The following is a 22,437-nucleotide window of genomic DNA, read 5'->3' on the forward strand; positions in this document are numbered from 1 at the left end:
CTGGCCGATCCAACGCATTCTTGCAACTTCGGATCAGGCGGGCCATGTCAGGCGTATGACTGGAACACTTATTTCCTTCGGCCACGGCTACTCCGCCTCGGCGCTTGCCAATCTTCTGGGTCCAGAGGGCTGGCGTGTCATTGGCACGACCAGATCGGACGACCGGATCGGCAGCCTTCTGGCGCAGGGGGTGGAGCCGCGCCTTTGGCCGGGCGCAAACATGGGTCCGGCGCTGGATGCGGCGACCCATATCCTGATTTCGGCCGCCCCCGGTCCCGAGGGCGATCCGGTGCTGGCCGAACTGCGGGACGAGATTGCGGCCCGCGCCGACAGGTTGCGCTGGGTCGGCTATCTGTCCACCACTGGCGTCTATGGTGACCATCAGGGCGGCTGGGTTGATGAGACCACCCCATTGTCCCCCACGACGGAACGTGGACGGGCGCGGATGGAGGCAGAAGCCGCCTGGGCTGCCATTCCCGGACTGCCCCTGCACATTTTCCGTTTGGCTGGCATCTATGGGCCGAGGCGCGGACCCTTCGCCAAAGTCCGCAATGGCACGGCGCGTCGGATCATTAAACCGGGACAGGTGTTCAGCCGGACCCATGTCGACGATATCGCGCAGGTTTTGCGTGCCTCGATGCAGCGGCCAAACCCCGGGGCGATCTACAACGTCTGCGACGACGATCCCGCCCCGCCGGAAGAGGTGATCGGCTACGCGGCGGAATTGCTGGGTCTGCCTCTGCCTCCGGCAGAGGATTTCGACATGGTCGAAATGTCGCCAATGGCCCGCAGCTTCTACGCCGAATCGAAACGGGTCCGGAACGACCGGATCAAGGACGAGTTGGGCGTCACCCTGCGCTACCCGGATTACCGTGCGGGCCTCAGGGCTTTGCTTGCGGAAGAGACCGGCGAATAAGGGCGGCGATCAGGACGAACCCGGCCACGAAGATCAGCGCCACTACGAAATTCATCCCGTAGAAACTCGCCCGACCGGCAAACTCAAGATTGTTGAGGAAGGGGTAGGGCAGGCCGTTCGTCACCGTGCCCGACGGTTCGGTCGCGAAGCGTTGGACCAGAAGCTCCGCCCAGACGATATAGGCCGTCACGATTCCGGCCATCCACCCGACACTGCGCAGCGGCCGCCGGAACCCGCGATAGACGAACAGGGCGTTGATCCACAGGAAATGCGGCCCGACGGCGTGCAAGTAGAACTCCAGCCACCAGACGCCCAGCTGGCCATTGGCGGTGACAGAGGCCGGGTCCGCGAAAAACAATCGCCAATAGAGCAGGACAACCATCGCGTTTTGCACCGAGGCCGCGCCGATGAACCCGTCCCACCGGGCCGGATCACGGGAGAAGATGGTCAGGCCATGAGCAATGGTCGCAAGGAACAGCCCCCAGACCGTGAAGAACCGGAATGGGCCAGCGAACTGGGTATATTCGCTGAAGAACACCATCCGCAGGCAATACCCGACCGCGATGACGAATGCGGCGATCTGGAAGGCCCGGCCCAACGTCATGCGCGTTTGGTCGAGATGCTGGAGATGCCAAGCACGTCCAAAACCCGTTTTTCAATGGACTCCGCGTCCAGCGCGGCAACTTCGTACATTTGCGCCGGGCTGGCCTGATCGATGAAGATATCGGGCAGGACCATGCTGCGGAACTTCAGCCCGTGGTCGAACCGGCCTTCATCCGACAAAAGCTGGGCCACATGGCTGCCAAAGCCGCCAACCGCGCCCTCTTCGATCGTGATCAGCGCCTCGTGCCGGTCGGCAAGATCCAGGATCAGATCCCGGTCAAGCGGTTTGGCAAAGCGGGCATCGGCGACGGTGGGGGTGATACCGCGCGCAGAGAGTGCCTCGGCGGCCTTCAACGTTTCCTGAAGCCGTGTGCCAAAGGACAAAAGCGCGATGCCCTTGCCCTCCTGAATGATCCGACCTTTGCCGATCTCCAGCGGTTCAGCATCGGTCGGAATCTCAACACCGACCCCCTCGCCACGCGGGAACCGGAAGGCAATCGGCCCGTCGTCATGCCGGGCGGCGGTGACGACCATGCGCACCAGCTCTGCTTCGTCCGCGGCGGCCATCACTACAAAGCCGGGCAGGTTGGCAAGGAAGGCAATATCGTAGCTGCCGGCATGGGTGGCGCCGTCAGCCCCGACAAGGCCCGCGCGATCAATCGGAAAGCGGACCGGCAGACGCTGGATCGCCACGTCATGCACGACCTGATCATAGCCACGCTGAAGGAAGGTCGAATACAGCGCGCAGAAGGGGCGCAGCCCCCCGGCGGCAAGGCCCGCGCTGAAGGTCACGGCATGTTGTTCGGCAATGCCCACGTCGAAACAGCGGCTGGCATAGCGTTCCATGAACCGGTCAAGGCCGGTGCCATCCGGCATGGCGGCGGTGACGGCGCAAATCTTCGGATCCTTCGCCGCCTCGGCCAGCAGGGTTTCAGCAAAGACGCTGGTATAACTGGGGGCGTTCGATTTCGCCTTGGCCTGCTTGCCGGTCATCACGTCGAACTTGGCCGTGGCATGGCCCTTGTCGCGGGCCATCTCTGCCGGGGCATAGCCTTTGCCCTTTTTCGTGACCGCATGGATCAGAACCGGGCCGGTCGCGCGGGCCTTGACCGTGCGCAGGACCGACAAAAGCTGCTCCATGTCATGCCCGTCGATCGGACCGACGTAGGAAAACCCCAGTTCTTCAAACAGGGTGCCGCCCACGGTCATGTGCTTGAGCATGTCCTTGGCCCGCTTGGCCCCTTCGCGGAAGGGTTCCGGCAGCAGGCTGACCGCGCCTTTGGCGGCGGCCTTCAGCTCCTGAAATGGTTCGCCTGCATAAAGACGCGACAGGTACGACGACAGCGCTCCGACAGGCTCTGCAATCGACATTTCGTTGTCGTTCAGGATGACAAACAGGCGTTTTTTCAGGTGGCCCGCGTTGTTCATCGCCTCGAACGCCATCCCGGCACTCATCGCCCCGTCGCCGATCACGGCAATGGCGTCACCCAGGCCTTCGTCGGTCGTGCCACCCAGATCGCGGGCGACGGCAAACCCCAAGGCCGCGCTGATTGAGGTAGAGCTATGCGCCGCGCCGAATGGGTCGTAGGGGGATTCAGAGCGCTTGGTGAACCCCGAAAGCCCGTCTTTCTGGCGCAGGGTGCGGATACGGTCGCGCCGCCCGGTCAGGATCTTGTGCGGATAGCATTGGTGGGACACGTCCCAGATGATCTTGTCCTTCGGGGCATCGAACACGGCATGAAGCGCAACGGTCAGTTCCACAACACCCAGACCCGCGCCAAGATGCCCGCCGGTTTCGGATACAGCACTGATGGTTTCCGCCCGCAATTCGCCCGCCAATTGCGTCAATTGCCCATCCGACAGGCCCTTCATGTCGGCGGGCGTCTGGACCTTGTCCAGCAGCGGGGTATGGGGTGTCTGGCTCATCACTTGTCCCGGGCGATCACGAAGCGGGCAAGATCCCGCAGCAGTCGCGCGTCTTCACCATAGATAGATAGGGCATCGCAAGCCTCTGTCACCAGATTGGCGGCGCGGCGCTTGGCCTCATCCAGACCCAGAAGTGAAACAAAGGTCGCCTTTCCGGCCTCGGCATCCTTGCCGACGGCCTTGCCCACGGTGTCAGCATCGCCTTCCACATCCAACACATCATCCCAGATCTGAAAGGCCAGACCGATGGCCTTGCCGTAGCGGCCCATCGGGCCGGGATCGGCCTCGGCCATCCAGGGGCCCGCCATCGCCGCCCATTCAATCAGGGCGCCCGTTTTTTCGGCCTGAAGCGTCTCTATCTCGGCCAAAGTCAACGGTTTCTCGGAAGTCTCTGCCGCGATATCCAGCGCCTGACCGCCCACCATGCCGCGCACACCGGCGGCACGTGCCAAGGTCCGGGCAAGCGTCACCTGAGCATTCGCCGATACCCCGGACTGCAGAACCAGTTCAAAGGCGAGCGATTGCAGGGCATCGCCTGCCAGAACGGCCGTCGCCTCGTCCCACTTGCGATGCACCGTCGGCTGTCCCCGGCGCAGATCGTCGTCATCCATGCAAGGCAGATCATCGTGGATCAGGCTATAGGCATGGATCGCCTCGATCGCGGCGGCGGCTGGCGCGGCCTGTGATTCCCCATGCCCGTGAATGCGGGCGCCTTCAAGCACCAGAAACCCGCGCAGCCCCTTACCGCCCTGCGCCGCATAGCGCATCGCCTCGGCCACCGGCAGGTCGACCCCGGTTAGGGCCTCGGTGATCCGGGCCTCGACAATGCTGCGGGCCGTGGCAAGGGCGTCGTTCAGGGGCACGGGTCAGCCCGCGTCCAGCGGTGTCGTGCCCGTCGGTGCGCCGGTTTCGTCAAAGGTGATCTTGGCGACCTTCTCTTCGGCCTCTTTCAGCTTGGCGTCGCAGCGGGCTTTCAGCTTTGCGCCCCGTTCATACAGCGCGATGGAATCCTCCAGCGCCACGTCGCCCCGTTCAAGCTGGCCCACCACGGTTTCAAGCTCGCGGATCGCCTCTTCAAAGCTCATTTCTTCCACGGGTTTCCCGGTCATCGGCCTCTTTCCTTTAGAACATTCACATGGGCGAAGGCGCATGCCCCCAGTGCCTCCAGATCATAGCCGCCTTCCTGTGCAGATACCACGCGGCCAGCGCAGAGTTTTTCAGCAAGATCGCAGATACGGCCGGTGACCCAGGCAAAATCTTCGGTTTCCAGATTGATCCCGGCCAGCGGGTCGGCCCGATGCGCGTCAAACCCGGCAGATACAAGGATCAGCTCGGGCGCGAAGGCTTCGATCCTTGGGAAGATCTGCGTCTCGTAGATCTGGCGAAACTCCGGCCCCTCGGTCCCGTCGCGCAGCGCGATATTCAGCACCGTGTCATGGTCGCCCGTATCGGACGGATCGCCGGTGCCGGGATACAGCGGCATCTGGTGGGACGAGACGAACAGGATGCGCGGGTCTTCCTGCACAAGGTCTTGGGTTCCGTTGCCGTGGTGCACGTCGAAATCGACGATGGCGACGCGGGACAGCCCGTGATGGTCCAGCGCATATTTCGCGGCAATCGCGACATTCCCGAACAGGCAGAACCCCATCGGGGTTTCCTTTTCCGCGTGATGGCCCGGCGGGCGAATGGCGCAATAGGCGTTGGTCACCTCGCCGCCCAGAACCAAATCCACCGCGCGGGTAACGGCGCCCACGCCCCGCCATGCGGCGGCAAGCGACCCGGGGCTCATCCATGTGTCGGGATCAAGCTGAACGATCCCCTGCTCGGGGTCGGCGGCGCGCAGGGCGTCGAAATGGGCCTTCGGATGGGCGCGCAGCACGTCCGTCTCTGCCCCCATCGGGGCCGAAACCCGCAACAGGTCCAGCGGTTCAAGGGCGGTCAGGATCGCGTCCAGCCGCGCCACCTGTTCCGGGTGGCCGGGCGGCGTAATATGGCTTGTGCAGTCGGGGTGGGTGATCAAAGCGGTTGTCATGTCGCCAAGGAACAGAAATCCTGACCAAAGAACAAGAGAGGGAATTGATGCGCATCATCCTGTCGATCATGGCCGCCCTGCTGACCGGTGCCGCTGTCGCCCAAGAGGCGGCGGAAGACCCGCCGCTTCGCGAACTGTCGCACGACCTGAATGGTGACGGGCGGGCCGAGGTGTTCACCTTGATCGAGCAGGACGCCGGTTCAACCGATCTGCGGGTTTCGGGGACGGGCGGGCTGGATGTGACCGGCCCGGCGCTGGGCACATCGGGCGAAGGCGCGCAGGCCCCGATCCTGGCGCTGGATGGGCAGGGGCGGGTTCAGGTCACCTCTTTCCACGATGCCGAGGGCCAGACACGCTGGACCGTCACACTGACCATCGATTTTCCCGACGGCAGCTACCGGGTCGCGGGCTACCGGTTCGTCTGGTGGGATCAATATGATCCAACGATCTTCGGCTTCTGTGACCTCGACCTGCGGGCCGGGACAGGAACGATCCAGCAGGGGGCAGAGCGGACCCATCGGATCGACACGGAAATCCCGACCCTGCCGATCACCCTCTGGGCAGAGACCGACAAGATCTTTCCTGTCGACTGTTCTTAAAAACAGGCTCTAATCAGGCGCAAGCATGTATCCCGCGCCCCGCACGGTTTGCAGGTATCGCGGCTGCTTCGGGTCTTGTTCCAGCTTGCGGCGTAGCCGGGTGATCTGAACATCCACCGCCCGTTCCTGGGTCTGCCCGCCGGACCGGTTCAGCTCTTCCACCAGCTTTGCGCGCGAAATAGGTTCGCCCGGACGGGCCGAGAAAATGCGCATCAACTGGGCCTCGGTCGCGGTCAGGCGCACCAGATCCTCGCCCTGCCACATCTCTCCACGCTCGATGTCATAGCGGATCGGGCCAAGGGTCAGGGCCTTGGGGCGCACGATGGTCGGCTCGGACGCTGGAACCCGTCGCAGGATCGCGTTGATCCGCAGCAGCAACTCTTTCGGCTCGAAGGGTTTGGCAAGGTAGTCGTCCGCGCCCGCCTCCAGCCCGGCAATCCGGTCGGCGGTTTCCCCTTTTGCGGTCAAAAGCATGATCGGGGTGCCGATCTGCTGTCGCAGGTCGCGACACAGGCTGATCCCGTCCTCGCCCGGCATCATCACGTCCAGCACGATCAGGTCAAATTCCAGCCCCGACAGGATGCGGCGGGCATGGGCGGCATCACGCGCGGCGCTGACAAGGAACCCGTTGCGCACGAGAAACTTCTGCAACAAGCCGCGAATGCGTTCATCGTCATCGACGATCAGCAGATGGGCATCATCATTACTCATACTTGCCTGTCCTTCAGCGTCGCGTAGTGGCGCCGCATGTCTTCGTCCATCATCGCCTCAAGCACATGCCGAAAGCCGGCAACCGCGTCTGGCCCCGCCGCCCGATAGGCGGCCCGCATCCGCTCCCGCTGGGCGTCGGACAATTCGCGTTCCAACAGGGCGCCCTTTTCCGTCAGGAACAGATGGCGTTCGCGCTTGTCCTTCTTGCCCACGCGGGATTCCACCAGACCGTCCTCGATCAGGCTGCGCAACACACGATTAAGCGACTGTTTTGTAACACCAAGGATCGACAACAGGTTATTGACCGTGGTGCCCGGACTGCGGTTGATGAAATGGATGGCCCGGTGATGGGCCCGGCCATAGGCCATTCCCTCCAGAATCCTGTCCGGATCGGCGGTAAAACCGCGATAGGCAAAGAACATCGCTTCGATGCCCTTGCGCAGCTGGTCATCGGTGAGAAAAAGAAGCGCCTGTCCCCCTTGCCCACTCTGGCTGTCCACCATCCCGGTCTCCCTTGTTTTATTGGTTCAGGATAAGTCAGCCTTGTTGACATTCCAAGGCTTGACTGCTAGCCGATTCCGGAAATTTCGCAAGATTATGTCCGAACCGGACCTTCTTGCGAAACAAATGAAATCTTTCGGGAAAGGTCTTCAGGATGGCTGGGTCTTACGACGATCGCGACGGGAAAATCTGGCTGGATGGCAATCTGGTCGAATGGCGGGATGCCAAGGTGCATATCCTGACCCATGCGCTTCACTATGCCTCCAGCGTGTTCGAAGGCGAACGGGCCTATGGCGGCAAGATCTTCAAATCGGTCGAACATTCGCAGCGCTTGCTGAAGTCCGGCGAACTGCTGGACATGCCGATCCCCTATACCGTCGAGCAAATTGAAGAGGCGAAATACGCCGCCCTCAAGGCCAACAACCTCTCCGATGCCTATGTCCGCGCGGTCGCCTGGCGCGGCGCGGGCGAAGACATGGGCGTGGCCTCGGCCCGGAACCCGGTGCGGATGGCTGTCGCTGTCTGGGAATGGGGCGCTTACTACGGCGACGCCAAGATGAAGGGCGCCAAGCTCGATATCGCGAAATGGAAACGGCCAAGCCCGGAAACCATCCCGACCGCGGCGAAAGCGGCAGGCCTCTACATGATCTGCACCATGTCCAAGCACGCGGCCGAGGCGAAAGGCTGTTCCGACGCCATGTTCATGGATTACCGCGGCTACGTCGCCGAAGCGACCGGCGCCAACGTCTTCTTTGTCAAGGATGGCGAAGTGCACACCCCACTGGCCGATGCCTTCCTGAACGGGATCACCCGGCAGACCATCATTGCGATGCTGCGGGACAAGGGCATCACTGTGCACGAACGCCATATCATGCCGGAAGAGATGGAAGGCTTCGAACAGTGCTGGCTGACCGGCACCGCCGCCGAAGTGACCCCAGTTGGTCAGATCGGCGACTACACCTTCGAGGTTGGCGCGCTAACCCGCGATGTGGCGGAAAGCTACGAAAAGCTGGTGCGCGCCTGACAATCATCTTTGGGTTGAGCTTAACTTAGCCCGATCCGCCCCAGATCCTTGCCGGCAGCTGTGCCGGCAAGAGCCCCCCTTGCAGGTGGACAAGGGCCGTTTCCGAATACCCCGAGAACGGAATGGTCAGCCCGTCGTCGAAGATGATTGCGGTCGTCGGCACATAGACTGTTGCATCGGCCCCGTTCACAGATCCCTCGACCGAGATCGTGCCGTTCAAGGTTAGGGCCGTAACCTCTGCCCTGCGCACCGCATTCAGAACGGGAATCTGCTTGTCCGGTCCCGGGCTGGCGTGAAAACCGACATTCTCGCCGGTTGGGGCCTTGCCCCCGAAAAAGACCTCGCCGAACAGAACGCTGGCATAGGCGGCCATCTTGCTATCCGGCGGCGGTGGTGGTGCGGGGCCAATTCCGGCCCCGGCGGCGATCATGTCTTCGGGGATGTCGGATGGTAGCAGCACGGAAAGTGACTGTCGCAAGGCGGCGAAGGCAGAGGAGGACACGCTTGGCACCGACAGGTCGAAGGTCAGGTCGATCTTGCCCGGCGCGCCTGGGGCAATAGTTGCGGTCACGCTGGTATGGCCGTTGTGGATGACGCCGTTGAATTGCTGTGCCGGGCTTTGGACAACTGGCGAAGAACCCGATCCAAGGATTTCCAGATTTCTGGAGATTAGGCCGGGTGGCAGGGTGATCGGGTTTAGTTCAGCCATATTAGACACTGATATGTGCTGGCGGAGACGGGTGTCCCCGCCAGTAATCCGGCTTACAGCGTGATCGTGCTGTTGTTGTCCTGCGTCGGCAGGGCGGTTCCGCTGCCGTCCTGCGCACCGGTGTCCGCGGCCGGGTCGCCGTTCGACGCGATGTTGAACGTGTTGCCCTGGTCGTCCTCGACTTGCAGTACAAGGACATAGGCCGAGGCATCAACCTGAACGTTCGGATAGATGCCGCTGACCATCATATCGACGGCGACCGTCCCTTCGACCTTCTGGGTCTGGGTCACTTCCTTGAACACCTGTTGCAGTTGTTCCTTGTGGGTCGAGGCATGTGCGCCAAGGCCAAGCCAGCCCCAGAATCCGCTGACACCGCCGCCGATGTCATAGGACGACTTCATCTCGTTGTAGGTCTTCGAGGAGTTGAGCGAGTAGATCTCGAACGACATGCTTCCGTTCAGTTTCACCCAGGCCCCGGCGCCCGAAACACTGGCACCAACGCCGGAGATGGTTCCGCGCTTCTGGGTGACCTTATAGGTCGCGGCGCTGGAGCTGGACCCGGCGACGGCGATCTGGGCGTGCGGGGTGATTGCGGTCAATGCATTCATTTTCTTTCTCCTTGTCGAAATATGTTCTGGACCCGGCGAAACTGCCGAATGACGACAACTTGCGCCGATCCTGTGCAGCTTTCTGTGCGGATTCACACGCAATCACAGGTTGTTTTTTAACCCGTTGAATTCGGCAGAGACTTTCCTGCCTTCCCCCCTCCGATTGACCAGTAGAAGGCGCCGACTCAGGTCCCGACGTTGCCTGTCGCCTTGCGTTGCCGCGACCGTTCCAGCCCAAGTTGCCGCTCGCGCCAGATGATCAGGACCCCCGCCGCGATGATCAGCAGCGCCCCAAGAAGCATCACGCTGGTCGGCACCTCGTCAAAGATGAAGTAGCCGACGCCAAGCGCCAGCAACATGGAGGTGTATTCGAATGGCGCGATCAAGGATGCGTCCGCGTAGCGATAGCCGGAGGTCAGAAGAATCTGTCCGAAGCCGCCAAGGACCCCCGCAACGATCAGAAGCCCGGCATCGAGCGGTGATGGCACAACCCACCCCCAGGGCAGGGTGATCAGCGACAGGGTCGCGGCGGTGACGGAGAACCAGAACACGATTGCCGCAGTGCGTTCGGTCTGGACCAGCTTGCGCACAAAGACCTGCGCAAGGGCGGCAAAGACCGCGCCCCCAAGGACGACAACCGCGCCCAGCGTTTCCGACACGTCGATGGCCGCCGCATTGATCGACAATCGCGGGGACAGGACAATCAGCACGCCGACCAACCCGATGGCCACCGCCGTCAGACGGAACGCCCGGACGTTTTCACCGAGAAACATCGCGGCGAAGATGACCACAAGCAGCGGCGCGGCATAGCCGATCGCCGTAACCTCGGGCAGGGGCAGCAGCCCAAGCCCCGCAAATCCCAACCCCATGGCGGAGGTGCCGACCACACCGCGCCAGACATGGCCCATAGGATTGGCCGTGCGCAGGCCGGTCGACAGCTCGTGCCGCCACATCAGCCAGACAACGATGACGGGGATCGCAAAGAAGGACCGGAAAAAGACCGCCTCACCCGGCGGAATCCGCGGCGCGGTGGTCTTGATCAACGAAGCCATGCCCACGAAAACGCAGACCGACAGGATTTTCAAAAGGATGCCGCGCAAGGGGTGCATGGGGCCCTCGGGTCAGGAATACCCCATCGCTATACCGGTCCGGCGCCGACGGAAAGAGAGAAGCTCTGCCCTAGGCCGTCTGTCCACGCTCGATCCGAAGGAATTCCTTCACCTGACGCGCGGAGCGTTCGGCCCTTGGCTTCTGCTGAAGCGTGCGGCTCGCCGCGCTTGGGGCGGACTCCCGTTCCATCCGGACATATTCCCGCAGGCGCGGTCCGTCCTGTAGGTCGCGATGCTTGTCGATGATATGGCGTTCCATGGTCCATCCTCCTCCGACTGGACCTGTATCCTAGCACGGCCTCGCGCGATTTTCCTAATCCTGAAGGTCGGACAGGCGGGCAAGCGCCCATTCGGCCGCGTCAACCACCGTCGCATCCGTGTCTGACAGAAGTGGAAAAACAGTCTCTGACAAGGCCGGATCGCCGGAATTTCCAATCGCGTAAAGGACATTTCGGACAAAGCGGTTGCGCCCGATCCGTTTCATTGGACTGCCCGAGAATTTCTCTCGAAACCCGGCATCATCTAACGCGGCAAGCTCCGCCAGCTTGGGCTCCAACAGGTCCTCGCGCCCGGCATAGCGCATCTCACTCGCCGCCGCCGCGAACTTGTTCCACGGACAAATCGCAAGGCAATCATCGCAGCCGTAGATGCGGTTGCCCATCAAGGGCCGCAGCTCCTCTGCCACGGGGCCGTGATGTTCGATGGTGAGGTAGGAAATGCAGCGCCGCGCGTCGATCTGCCGGGGGGCTGGAAAGGCGCGGGTCGGGCAGATGTCCAGACAGGCGGTGCAACTGCCGCAGTGATCCCTTTCAGGGGCATCCGGCTCGATCTCCAGCGTGGTGAAGATCGCGCCCAAAAAGAACCAACTGCCCAGATCGCGCGACACAAGGTTGGTATGCTTGCCTTGCCAGCCAAGTCCCGCCGCCTCGGCCAGCGGCTTTTCCATTACCGGGGCGGTATCGACGAAAACCTTGATCTCATGCCCCGGTGCCTGCTCCAGCAGCCAGCGCCCGACCCGTTTCAGCCGCTTTTTGACGATATCGTGGTAGTCCCGGTTCTGGGCATAAACGGAAATCGCCGCCCGGTCGGGCCGGTCAAGGATCTCCAGCGGGTCATGGTCGGGGGTGTAGGGTTCGGCCAACATGATCACCGATCGCGCCTCGGGCCACAGCGCGGAAGGATTGCCGCGCCAGTGCATCCGTTCGGCCATCCAGCCCATCTGCCCATGCCGGCCCTTGTCGACAAAGTCCTGCAAGCGCCCGGCGATCTGCGGAACGGAATCGGGCCGGCAAATTCCCATTGCGGCAAACCCGGCCTCTCGGGCGTAGTCCTGAAGACGTGCTTTCATGGCGCCAGAAGACAGCAGACCGGCATCCTGTTGCAAGGTGCGACCCGGTCGCGCCTAGAAATCAAGGTCGGCGTAATGCGCGGGCTGGGGAAAGCCGGGGATCTGGTCGGCGAGAATTCCGCGGAACGCGGGGCGCGATTTGATCTTGGCATACCAATCCTTGACCACCTCGGACCGGTTCCAGTCCACGTCCGAGATATAGTCGAGGCAGCTCAGATGCGCGGCGGCTGCGAAATCCGCCAGTGTCATACTGTCCCCGGCCAGCCAGCGGCGCTTTTCCAGCAGCCAGTGCATATAGTCCAGGTGGAACTTGATCGCCTTGGCCCCGGATTTGACATTGGCACTGTCAGGATAACCAGTGCCCATCACCTTGCGGAACACCCGTTCGCCGACCAGCTTGGATGTCACCTCGGCGTTGAACTTGTCATCGAACCAGGCGCACAACCGGCGCACCTCATAGCGGCCTTCGGCATCGCGGGGCATCAGCGGCGGGGTCGGGACCGTCTCTTCGAAGAACTCGCAGATCGCCTGACTTTCCGACATCGTTTGGTTGCCGTGCCGCAGAACCGGCACCTTGCCCGCCGGGTTACGACGCATGAATTCCGGCGACTGGTCCCAATACCGCTCCTCAACCAGCTCGACCTCGACCTTCTTCTCGGCAAGAGTCAGGCGCACTTTGCGGGAAAAGGGAGAAAGCGGGTAATGGTAAAGGCGGTTCATTATTGTCTGGTCCAATGCGCGGCTGTGCGACACTCAATGCCGCAAGGGTGCAGGCGGATCAATCCCTGCCTTGTCGATCAAAGCAATCTGCGCGGCCATCCACCCGTATCGTCTCGGCCCCGTCCATGATCGAGGCCGTGCGGCTGCGGACGAAACTGCTGGGGTTCGAGGCGGACCGGCCTTTGGGATCGGGAAGGATCGCGGCAAGCCGGGCGGCTTGCGTCGGTGACAGCGCGTCGGCATCGACGCCGAAGTAATGCTGCGCCGCCGCCTGTACGCCAAAAACGCCCTCGTCGAACTCTGCGACGTTCAGATAGACCTCGATGATCCGCTCCTTGCTCCAGACCGCCTCGACCACCGGCGTCAGCATCGCTTCGAGCGATTTTCGAACCCAGCTGCGGCCATGCCAAAGATAGACGTTCTTCACCACTTGCTGTGAAATAGTGGAGGCGCCCCTGTTGCCCCCACTTTCCATGGCGGCGCGAATGGCGTTCAGGTCCAGCCCCCAATGCAGGCAGAAATTCGCGTCCTCCGCCGCAACGACAGAGCGGGCCATGACCGGCGCAATATCTTCCAGATCGCGCCAGTCTTGTTCGACCCCACCCAGACGCCGGGATTCGGCGAATATATAGGGGGTCGTCGGCGGGTTGAGGATTGCGAACAGCACCACCATGACCGCAACAAACGCCACGGCCAGAAGAACCGCCCGCACGACCCAGCGGCGTAGTCGCTGCCGCAGGGTCCGGTGGGGCGGGGCCTCTGTCTTTCGGGTTCGCCGTTTCTTGCTGCCCGGCGTCTTGCTGCTCTGTCTTGCCATGGGACAGCTATAAAGGTCGGGCGGCGCCCTGAAAAGCGGCTCTAGGCGACAAGGGCGAGCGCCTCATATCCCCGAATGACCGGGCGCGCGGTCTGTCCCCGGCGCCCCTTGTCCTGAATCAGGCCGGGATAGCGGGTCTCGACCTCGGCCTGGACGGTTGGATCATACAGGGCAAAGTCCCCGCCGGGATCAAAGCTTTCGGTCAGCGCGCCCTCGGACCAGATCAGGTGATGACCGTCCAGAAGCAGGTGGATGTATTCCACCGCTCGCCGCCGGTCGACATGCACCTGATCGTGGACACCGACCAGATGCTTCGCCGCGACAAGAACCTCGTCCTGGCCATAGAAAAGTTCTGCCCGCCAGCCGTCGATCAATACCCGGTGTTGGGGGCTGACGATCAGATCGCGGTCGTTCCCGATGACACCCTTGCCGATGCGGATCGGGGCATGATCTCCGTTTCCGTCGGCGTGACGGCGGCTGATCCACAGGATCGGCTGTGGCCCGGTATCGCGGGTGAGGACAAGGTCACCTTCGTTCAGGGTTTCGATCGGTTTCGGGCCGTGCGGGGTGTCGATCAGGGTTCCGGGTGTGAAACAGGCCGGGCCAAGGTCACTGACTGGCATCTGGGTGTTGGGGCTAACCCAGGTGGTGCTCAGAAGGACGGACCCGTTTTCCAGGATTGTGCCATCCTTTGGCGTAAAGACACGCTGTCCGTTCGCCAGATAAAAAGTAACGCCGCTAATGGTTACGACGGCCCCACTGGGAAGCTCGACCGTTACCGTGTCACCATTATAGGTGCCGGTGATGTCAACTCCATTGATCGTGTCATTGCCAGCAGTCCCGACATCTCCGTCATCGTCCTGATCGGTCAGGGTCATCACGGTGAAATTGAGAACCGTCCCAGACGGCGGAGGCGAATAGGGATCAATAAAGAAGAACTGGTCTGTATAGGTCGTCGGCATTGTTAAAGTCCCGAACTGCTCACTTGGAAACAGTTCGAAAAATGCACGTCGATTTGGGTTAAATTTTGAAACAAACCCCGGGAACCGTGTCGGCCCCGGGGTCTTTTTGTGGCGTATCTGTCAACAATACGGCAGGTTGGCCGTGGATTGGAAACAGTTACTCCGCAGGGATTGCCGCATCTTCGATCGAGAGCGGCTGCGGCAGGTGGACCAACATTTCCTTCGGGCAGACCTGAAGGAAATTGCCTTTTTCCATGTCCCAATGCTGCAGGATATCCGCGGCCTTGCGGCTTCCGGTCTCGGCAAGGTGCCGTTCGATCAGCCCTTTCAGCTCGGCTTCCCAATGGGCGACCGTGACGGGGCAGGTGACAAGGCTTTCCATGTTGATCAGCGGCGCAGAGGTGCCGTTCGGATCATAGAGGTAGGCCATGCCGCCGGTCATCCCGGCGCCAAAGTTGGCCCCGATCGCCCCGAGGATCACCGCGACACCGCCGGTCATGTATTCGCACCCGTTCGATCCGCAGCCCTCGACCACGACCTTCGCGCCAGAGTTCCGCACGGCAAACCGTTCACCCGCGCGACCGGCGGCGAACAGATAGCCATCGGTGGCCCCATAGAGAACCGTGTTGCCGACGATCGTATTCTCGGCAGCAACCAGCGGGCTGGCCATCGGCGGACGCACCACGATGGTCGCGCCCGACAGGCCCTTGCCGACATAGTCGTTGGCGTCGCCTGACACTTCGATCTTCAGGCCCGGCGCGCCAAAGGCGCCCAGTGACTGGCCGGCAGACCCCTTGAGCTTGACCGTCAGGTGATCGGGCTGCAGCGCGTTGCGCATCCCGAAGTTCTTGACGATATGGCTCGACGTGCGGGTGCCGATGGTCCGCAGCGTGTTCTGCACCGCGTATTCCAGCTGCATCTTTTCACCCTCTTCAAGGAAGCGGGCGGCGTCCTGCACGATCTGCGCATCCAGCGTATCGGGCACAACATTGCGCGGCTTGGACCGGTCATAGACGATGTCGCGGGCGCCATCGACAGTGATCAGAAGCGGGTTCAGGTCCAGATCGTCCAGATGGTCCGACCCACGGCTGACCTGGGTCAGAAGGTCGGCCCGGCCGATCACGTCATCCAGCGACCGCGCGCCGATTTCCGCAAGGATCTCGCGCACCTCGGTGGCGTAGAAGGTGATCAGATTAACGACCTTGTCCGCGTTGCCGGTGAACTTGGCCCGCAGGCGTTCATCCTGCGTGCAAACGCCGACGGGGCAGGTGTTCGACTGGCACTGACGCACCATGATACAGCCCATGGCGATCAGGGCGGCGGTGCCGATCCCGTATTCCTCGGCCCCCATCATCGCGGCCATGACAATGTCACGCCCGGTCCGCAGGCCGCCATCGGTCCGCAGGGTGATCCGGTCACGCAGGTTGTTCATCGCCAGAACCTGATGCGCCTCGGTCAGGCCCATTTCCCACGGCAGACCCGCGTACTTGATCGAGGTCGCGGGCGAGGCCCCGGTGCCACCGTTATGGCCCGAGATCAGGATGATGTCGGCCTTGGCCTTGGCCACACCGGCGGCAATCGTGCCGACGCCGCTGGAGGCCACCAGTTTCACCGTCACCTTGCAGCGCGGGTTGATCTGCTTGAGGTCATAGATCAGCTGCGCAAGGTCTTCGATCGAATAGATGTCGTGGTGCGGCGGCGGCGAGATCAGCGTCACGCCGGGCGTCGAATGCCGCAGCCGGGCGATCAGCTTGGTCACCTTCATGCCGGGCAGCTGGCCGCCTTCGCCGGGCTTGGCACCCTGCGCGACCTTGATCTCCAGTTCTTCGCACTGGTTCAGGTATTCGGCGGTGACACCGAAGCGGCCCGAGGCCACCTGCTTGATCTTGGCCGACGGGTTGTCGCCGTTCGGTTCCGGCACGAAGTGCGCCGGGTCTTCGCCACCTTCGCCACTGTCGGATTTCGCGCCGATCCGGTTCATCGCAACGTTCAGGGTCTTGTGCGCCTCGGGCGACAGGGCGCCCAGCGACATGCCCGGCGTCACGAACCGTTTGCGGATCGAGGTGATGCTTTCCACCTCTTCAATCGGAACCGGCTTGCCCAGCGGCTTGATCGCCAGAAGGTCGCGCAAGTGGATCGGCGGGTTTGCTTGCATCGCGCCCGAATACTGCTTCCACAGTTCATAGGACGCGCGGTCGCAGGCCGACTGCAACAGGTGCATGGTCTGCGCTTCCCAGGCGTGCTTTTCGCCGGACCGGCGGGCCTTGTAGAAGCCGCCGATGGGCAGGACGGTGCCGCCCTGCGCCCAGCCACGGGCATGCACCTCTTCCAGCTTGCGCTGAATGCCGTGCAGGCCGATGCCGGAAATCCGGCTGTGCATTCCAGGGAAATATTCGGCACACAGCGCGCGGGACAGGCCCACCGCTTCAAAGTTCAAACCGCCGCGATAGGAGGACAGGACCGAGATGCCCATCTTCGACATGATCTTCAGAAGGCCCGCGTCGATCGCATCGCGGTAGCGGCGCATCGCGTCGGTCAGGTTGCCTTCGATCAGCCCGCGTTCGATCCGGTCTGCAACCGAATCCTGCGCCAGATAGGCGTTCACCGTGGTCGCGCCACAGCCGATCAGCACCGCAAAGTAATGTGGGTCGATGCATTCGGCCGACCGCACGTTGACCGAACAGAAAGTACGAAGGCCCTTCTTGGTCAGCCCGCTGTGAACGGCGCTGGTGGCAAGGATCATCGGCATCGCGATCTTGTCAGCCGACTGATGTTCATCGGTCAGGACAAGGTGCCCGGCGCCAGACCGTACGGCATCTTCCGCCTCGGACCGGACCCGTTCCAGACCGCGCTGCAGCGCGTCCTGATCCTCGCCCGCCGGGAAGGTGCAGTCGATGAAGACCACGCTGTCGCCGAACTGCTTTACCATCTGGGTGAATTCGGCATTGGCGATGAACGGGCTTTCCAGAACTAGGATTTCAGTCTGGGAACTATCTTCGTCCAGCACGTTCTTCAGGTTGCCGAACCGGGTCTTGAGGCTCATCACCCGGCTTTCACGAAGCGAGTCAATGGGCGGGTTGGTCACCTGGCTGAAGTTCTGGCGGAAGAAATGCGACAGCGGGCGGTATTGCTTGGACAAGACGGCGCTGGGCGTGTCGTCGCCCATCGAAGCGAGCGTTTCCTTCCCGTCCTCGGCCATCGGCGACAGGATATGTTCCAGTTCTTCGATGCTGTATCCGGCTGCGGCCTGACGACGACGCAGGTCATCGCCCACAAACAGGGCGGTTTCCGGCACGTCGCGCATGACCTCGTTCAGGTCGACGACCTTCTCGATCCAGTCGCCGAAGGGCTGGCTGGCGGCCAGCTTGTCCTTCATCTCGGTGTCGTGGAACAGGCGGCCTTCGGCCATGTCGACGGCGATCATCTGGCCCGGGCCAAGCGCGCCCTTCTCGACAACGGTCTTTTCGTCGACAGCGACCATGCCTGCCTCGGACCCGGCGATCAGCAGGTTGTCCCCGGTCACGACATAGCGCAAAGGACGCAGCCCGTTGCGGTCCAGCCCGCCACAGACCCAGCGGCCATCAGTCATTGCCAGCGCGGCAGGGCCGTCCCACGGCTCCATGACAGAGTTGCAGTAGGCGTACATATCGCTCCAGGCCTTGGGCATTTCCACGGCCTGCTTGGACCAGCTTTCGGGAACCAGCATGGTCTTTGCCATCGGCGCGTTGCGCCCCGCACGAACCAGCACCTCGAACACCGAATCCAGCGCGGCAGAGTCCGACACGCCCGCCGGGACGATCGGCTTGATATCATCGGCCATGTCACCGAACGCGCCCGAGGCCATGCGGATCTCGTGGCTTTTCATCCAGTTGACGTTGCCCTTAAGCGTGTTGATCTCGCCGTTGTGGGCCAGCATGCGGAACGGCTGGGCCAGCGACCACTGCGGGAAGGTGTTAGTCGAATAGCGCTGGTGATAGATCGCAAAGGCGCTTTCAAACCGCTCGTCCATCAGGTCGGGATAAAAATCCGCAACCTGCTCGGCCAGCATCATGCCCTTGTAGATGATCGACCGGCAGGACAGGGACGCGAAATACAGGCTGCCGACCTGCGCGGCGATGGCCGCCTTCTCGATCCGGCGACGGATGATGTACAGCTCGCGCTCGAACTCTTCCTCGTTGATCCCCTTGTCGTTGCGGATCAGGATCTGTTCGATCTCGGGGCGGGTCGCGTTGGCCTTTTCGCCGAGCACCTCTGTGTTCACCGGAACATGACGCCAGCCATAAATGTAGTGGCCCATGCGCAGAACTTCGGTTTCCACGATTGTGCGGCAGCGTTCCTGCGCCCCGAAATCCGTGCGCGGCAGGAACACCTGACCCACCGCGATCAGCTTGGTCGGGTCGGGTTCGTGGCCGGTGCGACGAACTTGATCATAGAAGAAGCGAACCGGGATCTGCACGTGGATGCCCGCGCCATCGCCGGTTTTGCCATCGGCATCGACAGCGCCACGGTGCCAGACCGCCTTTAGCGCGTCGATCCCGTTTTCCACCACCTTGCGCGACGGGGTCCCGTCGATGGACACGACAAGGCCAACCCCGCAAGAGGCATGCTCATCATCCTCGCGGAACAGGCTGTTCTCGGCCATCCACTTGCGCTTGGCTTCCTCGGCGGCGGCCCATGCGGCGTCATAGGTGGTCATTGGCGGTCTCCTTCATGAAAGAGCGGGGCAGGCTGGACAACATCGCGCCACAACCGTGCTTGGGATTGATCGACATAAAGCCGGGCTCGCCCGGAAAGATAAACTCGACAGGGGTATCGTCGGTCTCGAACGCCCCGTCCGAGGTCACAAGTGTACCCGTGCCGGAAAGGAACATCCGCCAGTCGCGGTGGATGAATTCGTTCCCGGCGCTGCGCCACAGTTCGACGCCTTCGGCGCTATAGGCGGTGATCTGGTATTCGGTTTCGTCCAGCGTGACACCGTCGATGGTCACCTGACGGCCGGTCAGCCGGTCCTGACCCACGAAATGATAGATGCCCGACCGCTCGGTCTCGGTGCGAAAATCATAGGTATCGACGCCATCGGCCAGCAGGGCAGAGAAAGAGGCCGGATCGACCTCGCCCTGCAACAGGCGCTCGCCCTCTCCGGCCAGAACGTGAAAGCTCTCGATCCAACGGGTCTCTTCGTCGATCCGTCCGACATAGGTCATGCCGCGTTCGTCGAAATCGGCGCGGCGCTGGTGGCCCTGCGGGTCGAAGTCACAGGTGAAGTGGTTGCTGACGCTGCAATCGCGCTTCTGCACCGTCACGAACCCCTCGCAACCCTCGGGCAGCTGAAAGGACTGCGGCCCCGGCTCCTGCGCGGCCACGGGCAGGCCGCTGGTCAGGACCAGCAGCGCGGCTATGGCGGAAATCGCGGGGCGGAGGGGCATCGTAAACTCCTGGCGGCGGCCTATTCGGCGGCGACGGTTGCGGATTGGCCAAGATAGTCGAGCATTGCGGCGGCACAATCGCGGCCATCGCGGATCGCCCAGACGACAAGGCTGGCGCCGCGCACGATGTCACCCACGGCAAACACGCCATCAAGACTGGTCTGGCCGGTGCCAAACGCCGCCTTCACGGTGCCCCAGCGGGTCACTTCCAACCCGTCGGTGTTCCACAGCTTCGGCAGGTCCTCGGGTTCAAAGCCAAGCGCCTTGATGACAAGGTCGGCCTCTTCCACGTAATCCGCGCCCTCGATCAACTCGGGCATCTGGCGGCCCGTGGCATCCGGTGCGCCAAGGCGCATCTTCTGCACCTGAACGCCGGTGACGGCATCGCCTTCGAAACCCTTCGGGGCCGAAAGCCAGACAAATTCAACGCCCTCCTCCTCGGCGTTCTGCACTTCGCGCTGGGACCCCGGCATGTTGGCCCGGTCCCGGCGGTACAGACATTTGACGCTTTCAGCCCCTTGGCGGATGGCTGTGCGTACACAGTCCATCGCGGTATCCCCGCCGCCGATCACGACGACCTTCTTGCCAGCGGCGTTCAACTCGCCGCTGTCGTATTCCGGCACATCGTCGCCAAAGCTTTTGCGGTTCGACGCGGTCAGATAGTCGATGGCCCGGACGATCCCGTCGGCATCACCCCCCGGCGCGGCCAGATCGCGGGTCTTGTAGACCCCGGTGGCGATCAACACGGCATCATGCTTGCCCCGGATCGCGTCGAACGACAGGTCTTCGCCGACGTTGCAGTTCAGGACAAATTCGACCCCGCCCTTGGCGAGTTGGTCGATGCGGTTCATCACCACGTCCTTTTCCAGCTTGAACCCCGGAATGCCATAGGTCAGCAGGCCACCGGCGCGGTCATAGCGGTCATAGACGGTGACCTGCACCCCGGCGCGGCGCAGCACGTCCGCGGCGGCAAGCCCACCGGGCCCGGCACCGATGATGCCGACGCTTTCGCTCCGCTCGACCGCGGGGCGGATCGGCTGGACCCAGCCTTCTTCCCAGGCCGTGTCGGTGATGTATTTCTCGACCGAGCCGATGGTCACGGTGCCGTGGCCCGATTGTTCGATCACGCAGTTGCCTTCGCACAGGCGGTCCTGTGGGCAGATGCGGCCACAGATTTCCGGGAAGGTGTTGGTGGCTTGGCTGATCTCGTAGGCCTCCTTCAGGCGGCCCTCTGCGGTCAGGCGCAGCCAATCCGGAATGTTGTTGTGCAGCGGGCAATGGGACTGGCAATAGGGAACGCCGCATTGGCTGCACCGGCTGGCCTGTTCGGCTGCCTTCTCGGCCGCGAATTCCGCATAGATCTCGTTAAAGTCGGTGCGGCGCACATCGGCTGACCGCTTGCGCGGCATCTCCCGCGAGACATCGACGAATTTGAGCATCTTCTGAACAGCCATAGGTCCCTCCGCAGACTTTCGGAGCCCCCAATTACGCCGGGTCAGAAAAAATGAAAAGTCAATTATGCTGACCTAAATGTGCGAAAGTGAAGAAAACCCGCAGCGGAGTGCGAAAAATCACGCCAAATTAGGTCAGCATAATTTCCCTATTAGATCAAAACCCCAATGAAAGCGCGGCCAGCGCGGCAGAGCCGACAATGATTCGCCACCACCCAAACAGGGCGTAGCCATGCCGCGACACGTAGCCAAGCAGCCAGCGCACCACCAGAACGGCGGTGATGAAGGCAATGACAAAGCCCACAGCAATCTCGCCAAGGGCGCTCGTGTCCAGCACATCCCGGTTCTTCCACAGGTCATAGGCAAAGGCCCCGGCCATCGTCGGCATGGACAGGAAGAAGGAAAATTCCGCCGCTGCCCGCTTGGACGCACCTAGCGCCAGCGCCCCGACGATGGTCGCGCCCGACCGGCTGACACCGGGGATCATGGCAAGGCACTGAATCACCCCGATCTTGAACGACATTCCAAGCGGCAAACGCATCGCATCTTCGTGGCGCGGGTCCGGGGCAAGCCTGTCGATGAACAACAGGAAAAACCCACCAAGGATCAGCATCACGGCAATCAGGACCGGCGTTTCGAACAAAACCGTCTTGATGAAGTCATGCGCCAGAACACCCACCACCACGGCGGGGGCAAAGGCAACGAGGATGGAGACGATGAACCTGCGCGCCTCCGGGTCAGAGGGGGCGGCCCGCAGCACCCCGATAAGCTTTGCCGCGTAGACCGACAGGATCGCAAGGACCGCGCCAAGCTGGATCACCACCTCGAACGTCTTGCCCGCACTTTCGAAGCCAAGGAAATGCCCGGCCAGCAGGATATGACCCGTGGACGAGACCGGAATGAACTCGGTCAGCCCCTCAAGAAGTCCAAGAAAGGCGGCAACAAGGGTCGTATCGGCCATCCGCCGCCCTCCGC

General features: G+C 62.4%; 22 protein-coding genes. 3 read left to right on the top strand and 19 right to left on the bottom strand.

Translation table 11 applies throughout. The annotated features are described in order from the left end of the window. The first annotated feature begins 55 nt into the window (after positions 1 to 55). Positions 56 to 916 (top strand): SDR family oxidoreductase, encoded by an 861-nt coding sequence (locus U3648_RS03860; RefSeq protein WP_420857925.1) that lies wholly within the window; start codon positions 56 to 58, stop codon positions 914 to 916. Here the strand turns inward: U3648_RS03860 and U3648_RS03865 are convergent. The 5 genes from U3648_RS03865 to U3648_RS03885 are packed head-to-tail and all read right to left on the bottom strand — an operon-like array spanning position 882 to position 5,477. Then, a complete protein-coding gene (locus tag U3648_RS03865; protein WP_420857926.1) occupies positions 882 to 1,520 on the bottom strand; it encodes an androgen-induced gene 1 family protein in 639 nt (212 codons plus the stop codon). The two genes, U3648_RS03860 and U3648_RS03865, sit on opposite strands and share 35 nt — an antisense overlap. After that, positions 1,517 to 3,445 (bottom strand): 1-deoxy-D-xylulose-5-phosphate synthase, encoded by a 1,929-nt coding sequence (gene dxs / locus U3648_RS03870; protein ID WP_420857927.1) that lies wholly within the window; start codon positions 3,443 to 3,445, stop codon positions 1,517 to 1,519. The genes U3648_RS03865 and dxs overlap by 4 nt, the downstream gene beginning before the upstream one ends. Then, positions 3,445 to 4,302, bottom strand: coding sequence for a polyprenyl synthetase family protein (locus tag U3648_RS03875; protein WP_420858100.1), 858 nt, complete (start codon positions 4,300 to 4,302; stop codon positions 3,445 to 3,447). The genes dxs and U3648_RS03875 overlap by 1 nt, the downstream gene beginning before the upstream one ends. Positions 4,303 to 4,311: 9 nt before the next feature. Further along, positions 4,312 to 4,554 carry an exodeoxyribonuclease VII small subunit gene (locus tag U3648_RS03880; RefSeq protein WP_129682010.1) on the bottom strand — a complete coding sequence of 81 codons (243 nt, stop codon included), beginning with the start codon at positions 4,552 to 4,554 and terminating at the stop codon, positions 4,312 to 4,314. Next, complete coding sequence (locus U3648_RS03885) at positions 4,551 to 5,477, bottom strand: histone deacetylase family protein (protein ID WP_420857928.1); 927 nt, start codon at positions 5,475 to 5,477, stop codon at positions 4,551 to 4,553. Before U3648_RS03885 ends, U3648_RS03880 begins: the two co-directional genes overlap by 4 nt. A 47-nt stretch (positions 5,478 to 5,524) precedes the next feature. On the opposite strand from U3648_RS03885, the gene U3648_RS03890 reads away from it, so the two are divergent. Then, positions 5,525 to 6,076 carry a hypothetical protein gene (locus U3648_RS03890; RefSeq protein ID WP_420857929.1) on the top strand — a complete coding sequence of 184 codons (552 nt, stop codon included), beginning with the start codon at positions 5,525 to 5,527 and terminating at the stop codon, positions 6,074 to 6,076. A gap of 9 nt (positions 6,077 to 6,085) precedes the next feature. Here U3648_RS03890 and U3648_RS03895 read toward each other — a convergent pair whose 3' ends face one another. Both U3648_RS03895 and U3648_RS03900 read right to left on the bottom strand, forming a co-directional pair. Then, a complete protein-coding gene (locus U3648_RS03895) occupies positions 6,086 to 6,787 on the bottom strand; it encodes a response regulator (protein WP_129682004.1) in 702 nt (233 codons plus the stop codon). Beyond that, positions 6,784 to 7,290, bottom strand: coding sequence for a MarR family winged helix-turn-helix transcriptional regulator (locus U3648_RS03900; RefSeq protein ID WP_420857930.1), 507 nt, complete (start codon positions 7,288 to 7,290; stop codon positions 6,784 to 6,786). The genes U3648_RS03895 and U3648_RS03900 overlap by 4 nt, the downstream gene beginning before the upstream one ends. 152 nt (positions 7,291 to 7,442) lie before the next feature. Between U3648_RS03900 and U3648_RS03905 the strand changes: the two genes are divergently transcribed. After that, positions 7,443 to 8,312 (top strand): branched-chain amino acid aminotransferase, encoded by an 870-nt coding sequence (locus U3648_RS03905; RefSeq protein WP_420857931.1) that lies wholly within the window; start codon positions 7,443 to 7,445, stop codon positions 8,310 to 8,312. A gap of 25 nt (positions 8,313 to 8,337) precedes the next feature. Here the strand turns inward: U3648_RS03905 and U3648_RS03910 are convergent, their stop codons facing one another. The 12 genes from U3648_RS03910 to U3648_RS03965 all read right to left on the bottom strand — a co-directional run bounded on the left by U3648_RS03910 (position 8,338) and on the right by U3648_RS03965 (position 22,423). Beyond that, positions 8,338 to 9,021: a hypothetical protein gene (locus tag U3648_RS03910; protein WP_420857932.1), complete on the bottom strand. Its 684-nt coding sequence runs from the start codon at positions 9,019 to 9,021 to the stop codon at positions 8,338 to 8,340. 53 nt (positions 9,022 to 9,074) lie between these two features. Beyond that, positions 9,075 to 9,629, bottom strand: a complete 555-nt coding sequence (locus U3648_RS03915) for a hypothetical protein (protein WP_420857933.1) — start codon at positions 9,627 to 9,629, stop codon at positions 9,075 to 9,077. 185 nt (positions 9,630 to 9,814) lie between these two features. Continuing rightward, complete coding sequence (locus tag U3648_RS03920; RefSeq protein WP_420857934.1) at positions 9,815 to 10,738, bottom strand: DMT family transporter; 924 nt, start codon at positions 10,736 to 10,738, stop codon at positions 9,815 to 9,817. Positions 10,739 to 10,808: 70 nt separating this feature from the next. Continuing rightward, positions 10,809 to 10,997 (bottom strand): hypothetical protein, encoded by a 189-nt coding sequence (locus U3648_RS03925; protein ID WP_129681993.1) that lies wholly within the window; start codon positions 10,995 to 10,997, stop codon positions 10,809 to 10,811. A 54-nt stretch (positions 10,998 to 11,051) separates the two neighbouring features. Beyond that, positions 11,052 to 12,086, bottom strand: coding sequence for a tRNA epoxyqueuosine(34) reductase QueG (gene queG, locus U3648_RS03930; protein ID WP_420857935.1), 1,035 nt, complete (start codon positions 12,084 to 12,086; stop codon positions 11,052 to 11,054). 54 nt (positions 12,087 to 12,140) lie between these two features. After that, positions 12,141 to 12,806, bottom strand: a complete 666-nt coding sequence (fzlA, locus tag U3648_RS03935) for an FtsZ-binding protein FzlA (RefSeq protein ID WP_129682742.1) — start codon at positions 12,804 to 12,806, stop codon at positions 12,141 to 12,143. Positions 12,807 to 12,864: 58 nt separating this feature from the next. Further along, a complete protein-coding gene (gene mtgA / locus U3648_RS03940) occupies positions 12,865 to 13,623 on the bottom strand; it encodes a monofunctional biosynthetic peptidoglycan transglycosylase (RefSeq protein ID WP_420857936.1) in 759 nt (252 codons plus the stop codon). Between the two features lie 41 nt (positions 13,624 to 13,664). Then, entirely contained in the window at positions 13,665 to 14,585 is a 921-nt protein-coding gene (locus U3648_RS03945) for a Hint domain-containing protein (RefSeq protein WP_420857937.1), read from the bottom strand. Between the two features lie 157 nt (positions 14,586 to 14,742). Beyond that, positions 14,743 to 19,281, bottom strand: coding sequence for a glutamate synthase large subunit (gltB, locus tag U3648_RS03950; protein ID WP_420857938.1), 4,539 nt, complete (start codon positions 19,279 to 19,281; stop codon positions 14,743 to 14,745). Next, a complete protein-coding gene (locus tag U3648_RS03955; RefSeq protein WP_420857939.1) occupies positions 19,268 to 20,011 on the bottom strand; it encodes a hypothetical protein in 744 nt (247 codons plus the stop codon). Before U3648_RS03955 ends, gltB begins: the two co-directional genes overlap by 14 nt. A 20-nt stretch (positions 20,012 to 20,031) precedes the next feature. Beyond that, a complete protein-coding gene (locus U3648_RS03960) occupies positions 20,032 to 21,465 on the bottom strand; it encodes an NAD(P)-dependent oxidoreductase (RefSeq protein ID WP_420857940.1) in 1,434 nt (477 codons plus the stop codon). A gap of 154 nt (positions 21,466 to 21,619) precedes the next feature. After that, on the bottom strand, positions 21,620 to 22,423 hold the full coding sequence (locus tag U3648_RS03965) for an undecaprenyl-diphosphate phosphatase (protein ID WP_420857941.1): 804 nt from the start codon (positions 22,421 to 22,423) through the stop codon (positions 21,620 to 21,622). Between the last annotated feature and the right edge of the window lie 14 nt (positions 22,424 to 22,437).

Source organism: Marivivens marinus (genome assembly GCF_035969385.1).
GTDB lineage: Bacteria > Pseudomonadota > Alphaproteobacteria > Rhodobacterales > Rhodobacteraceae > SELP01.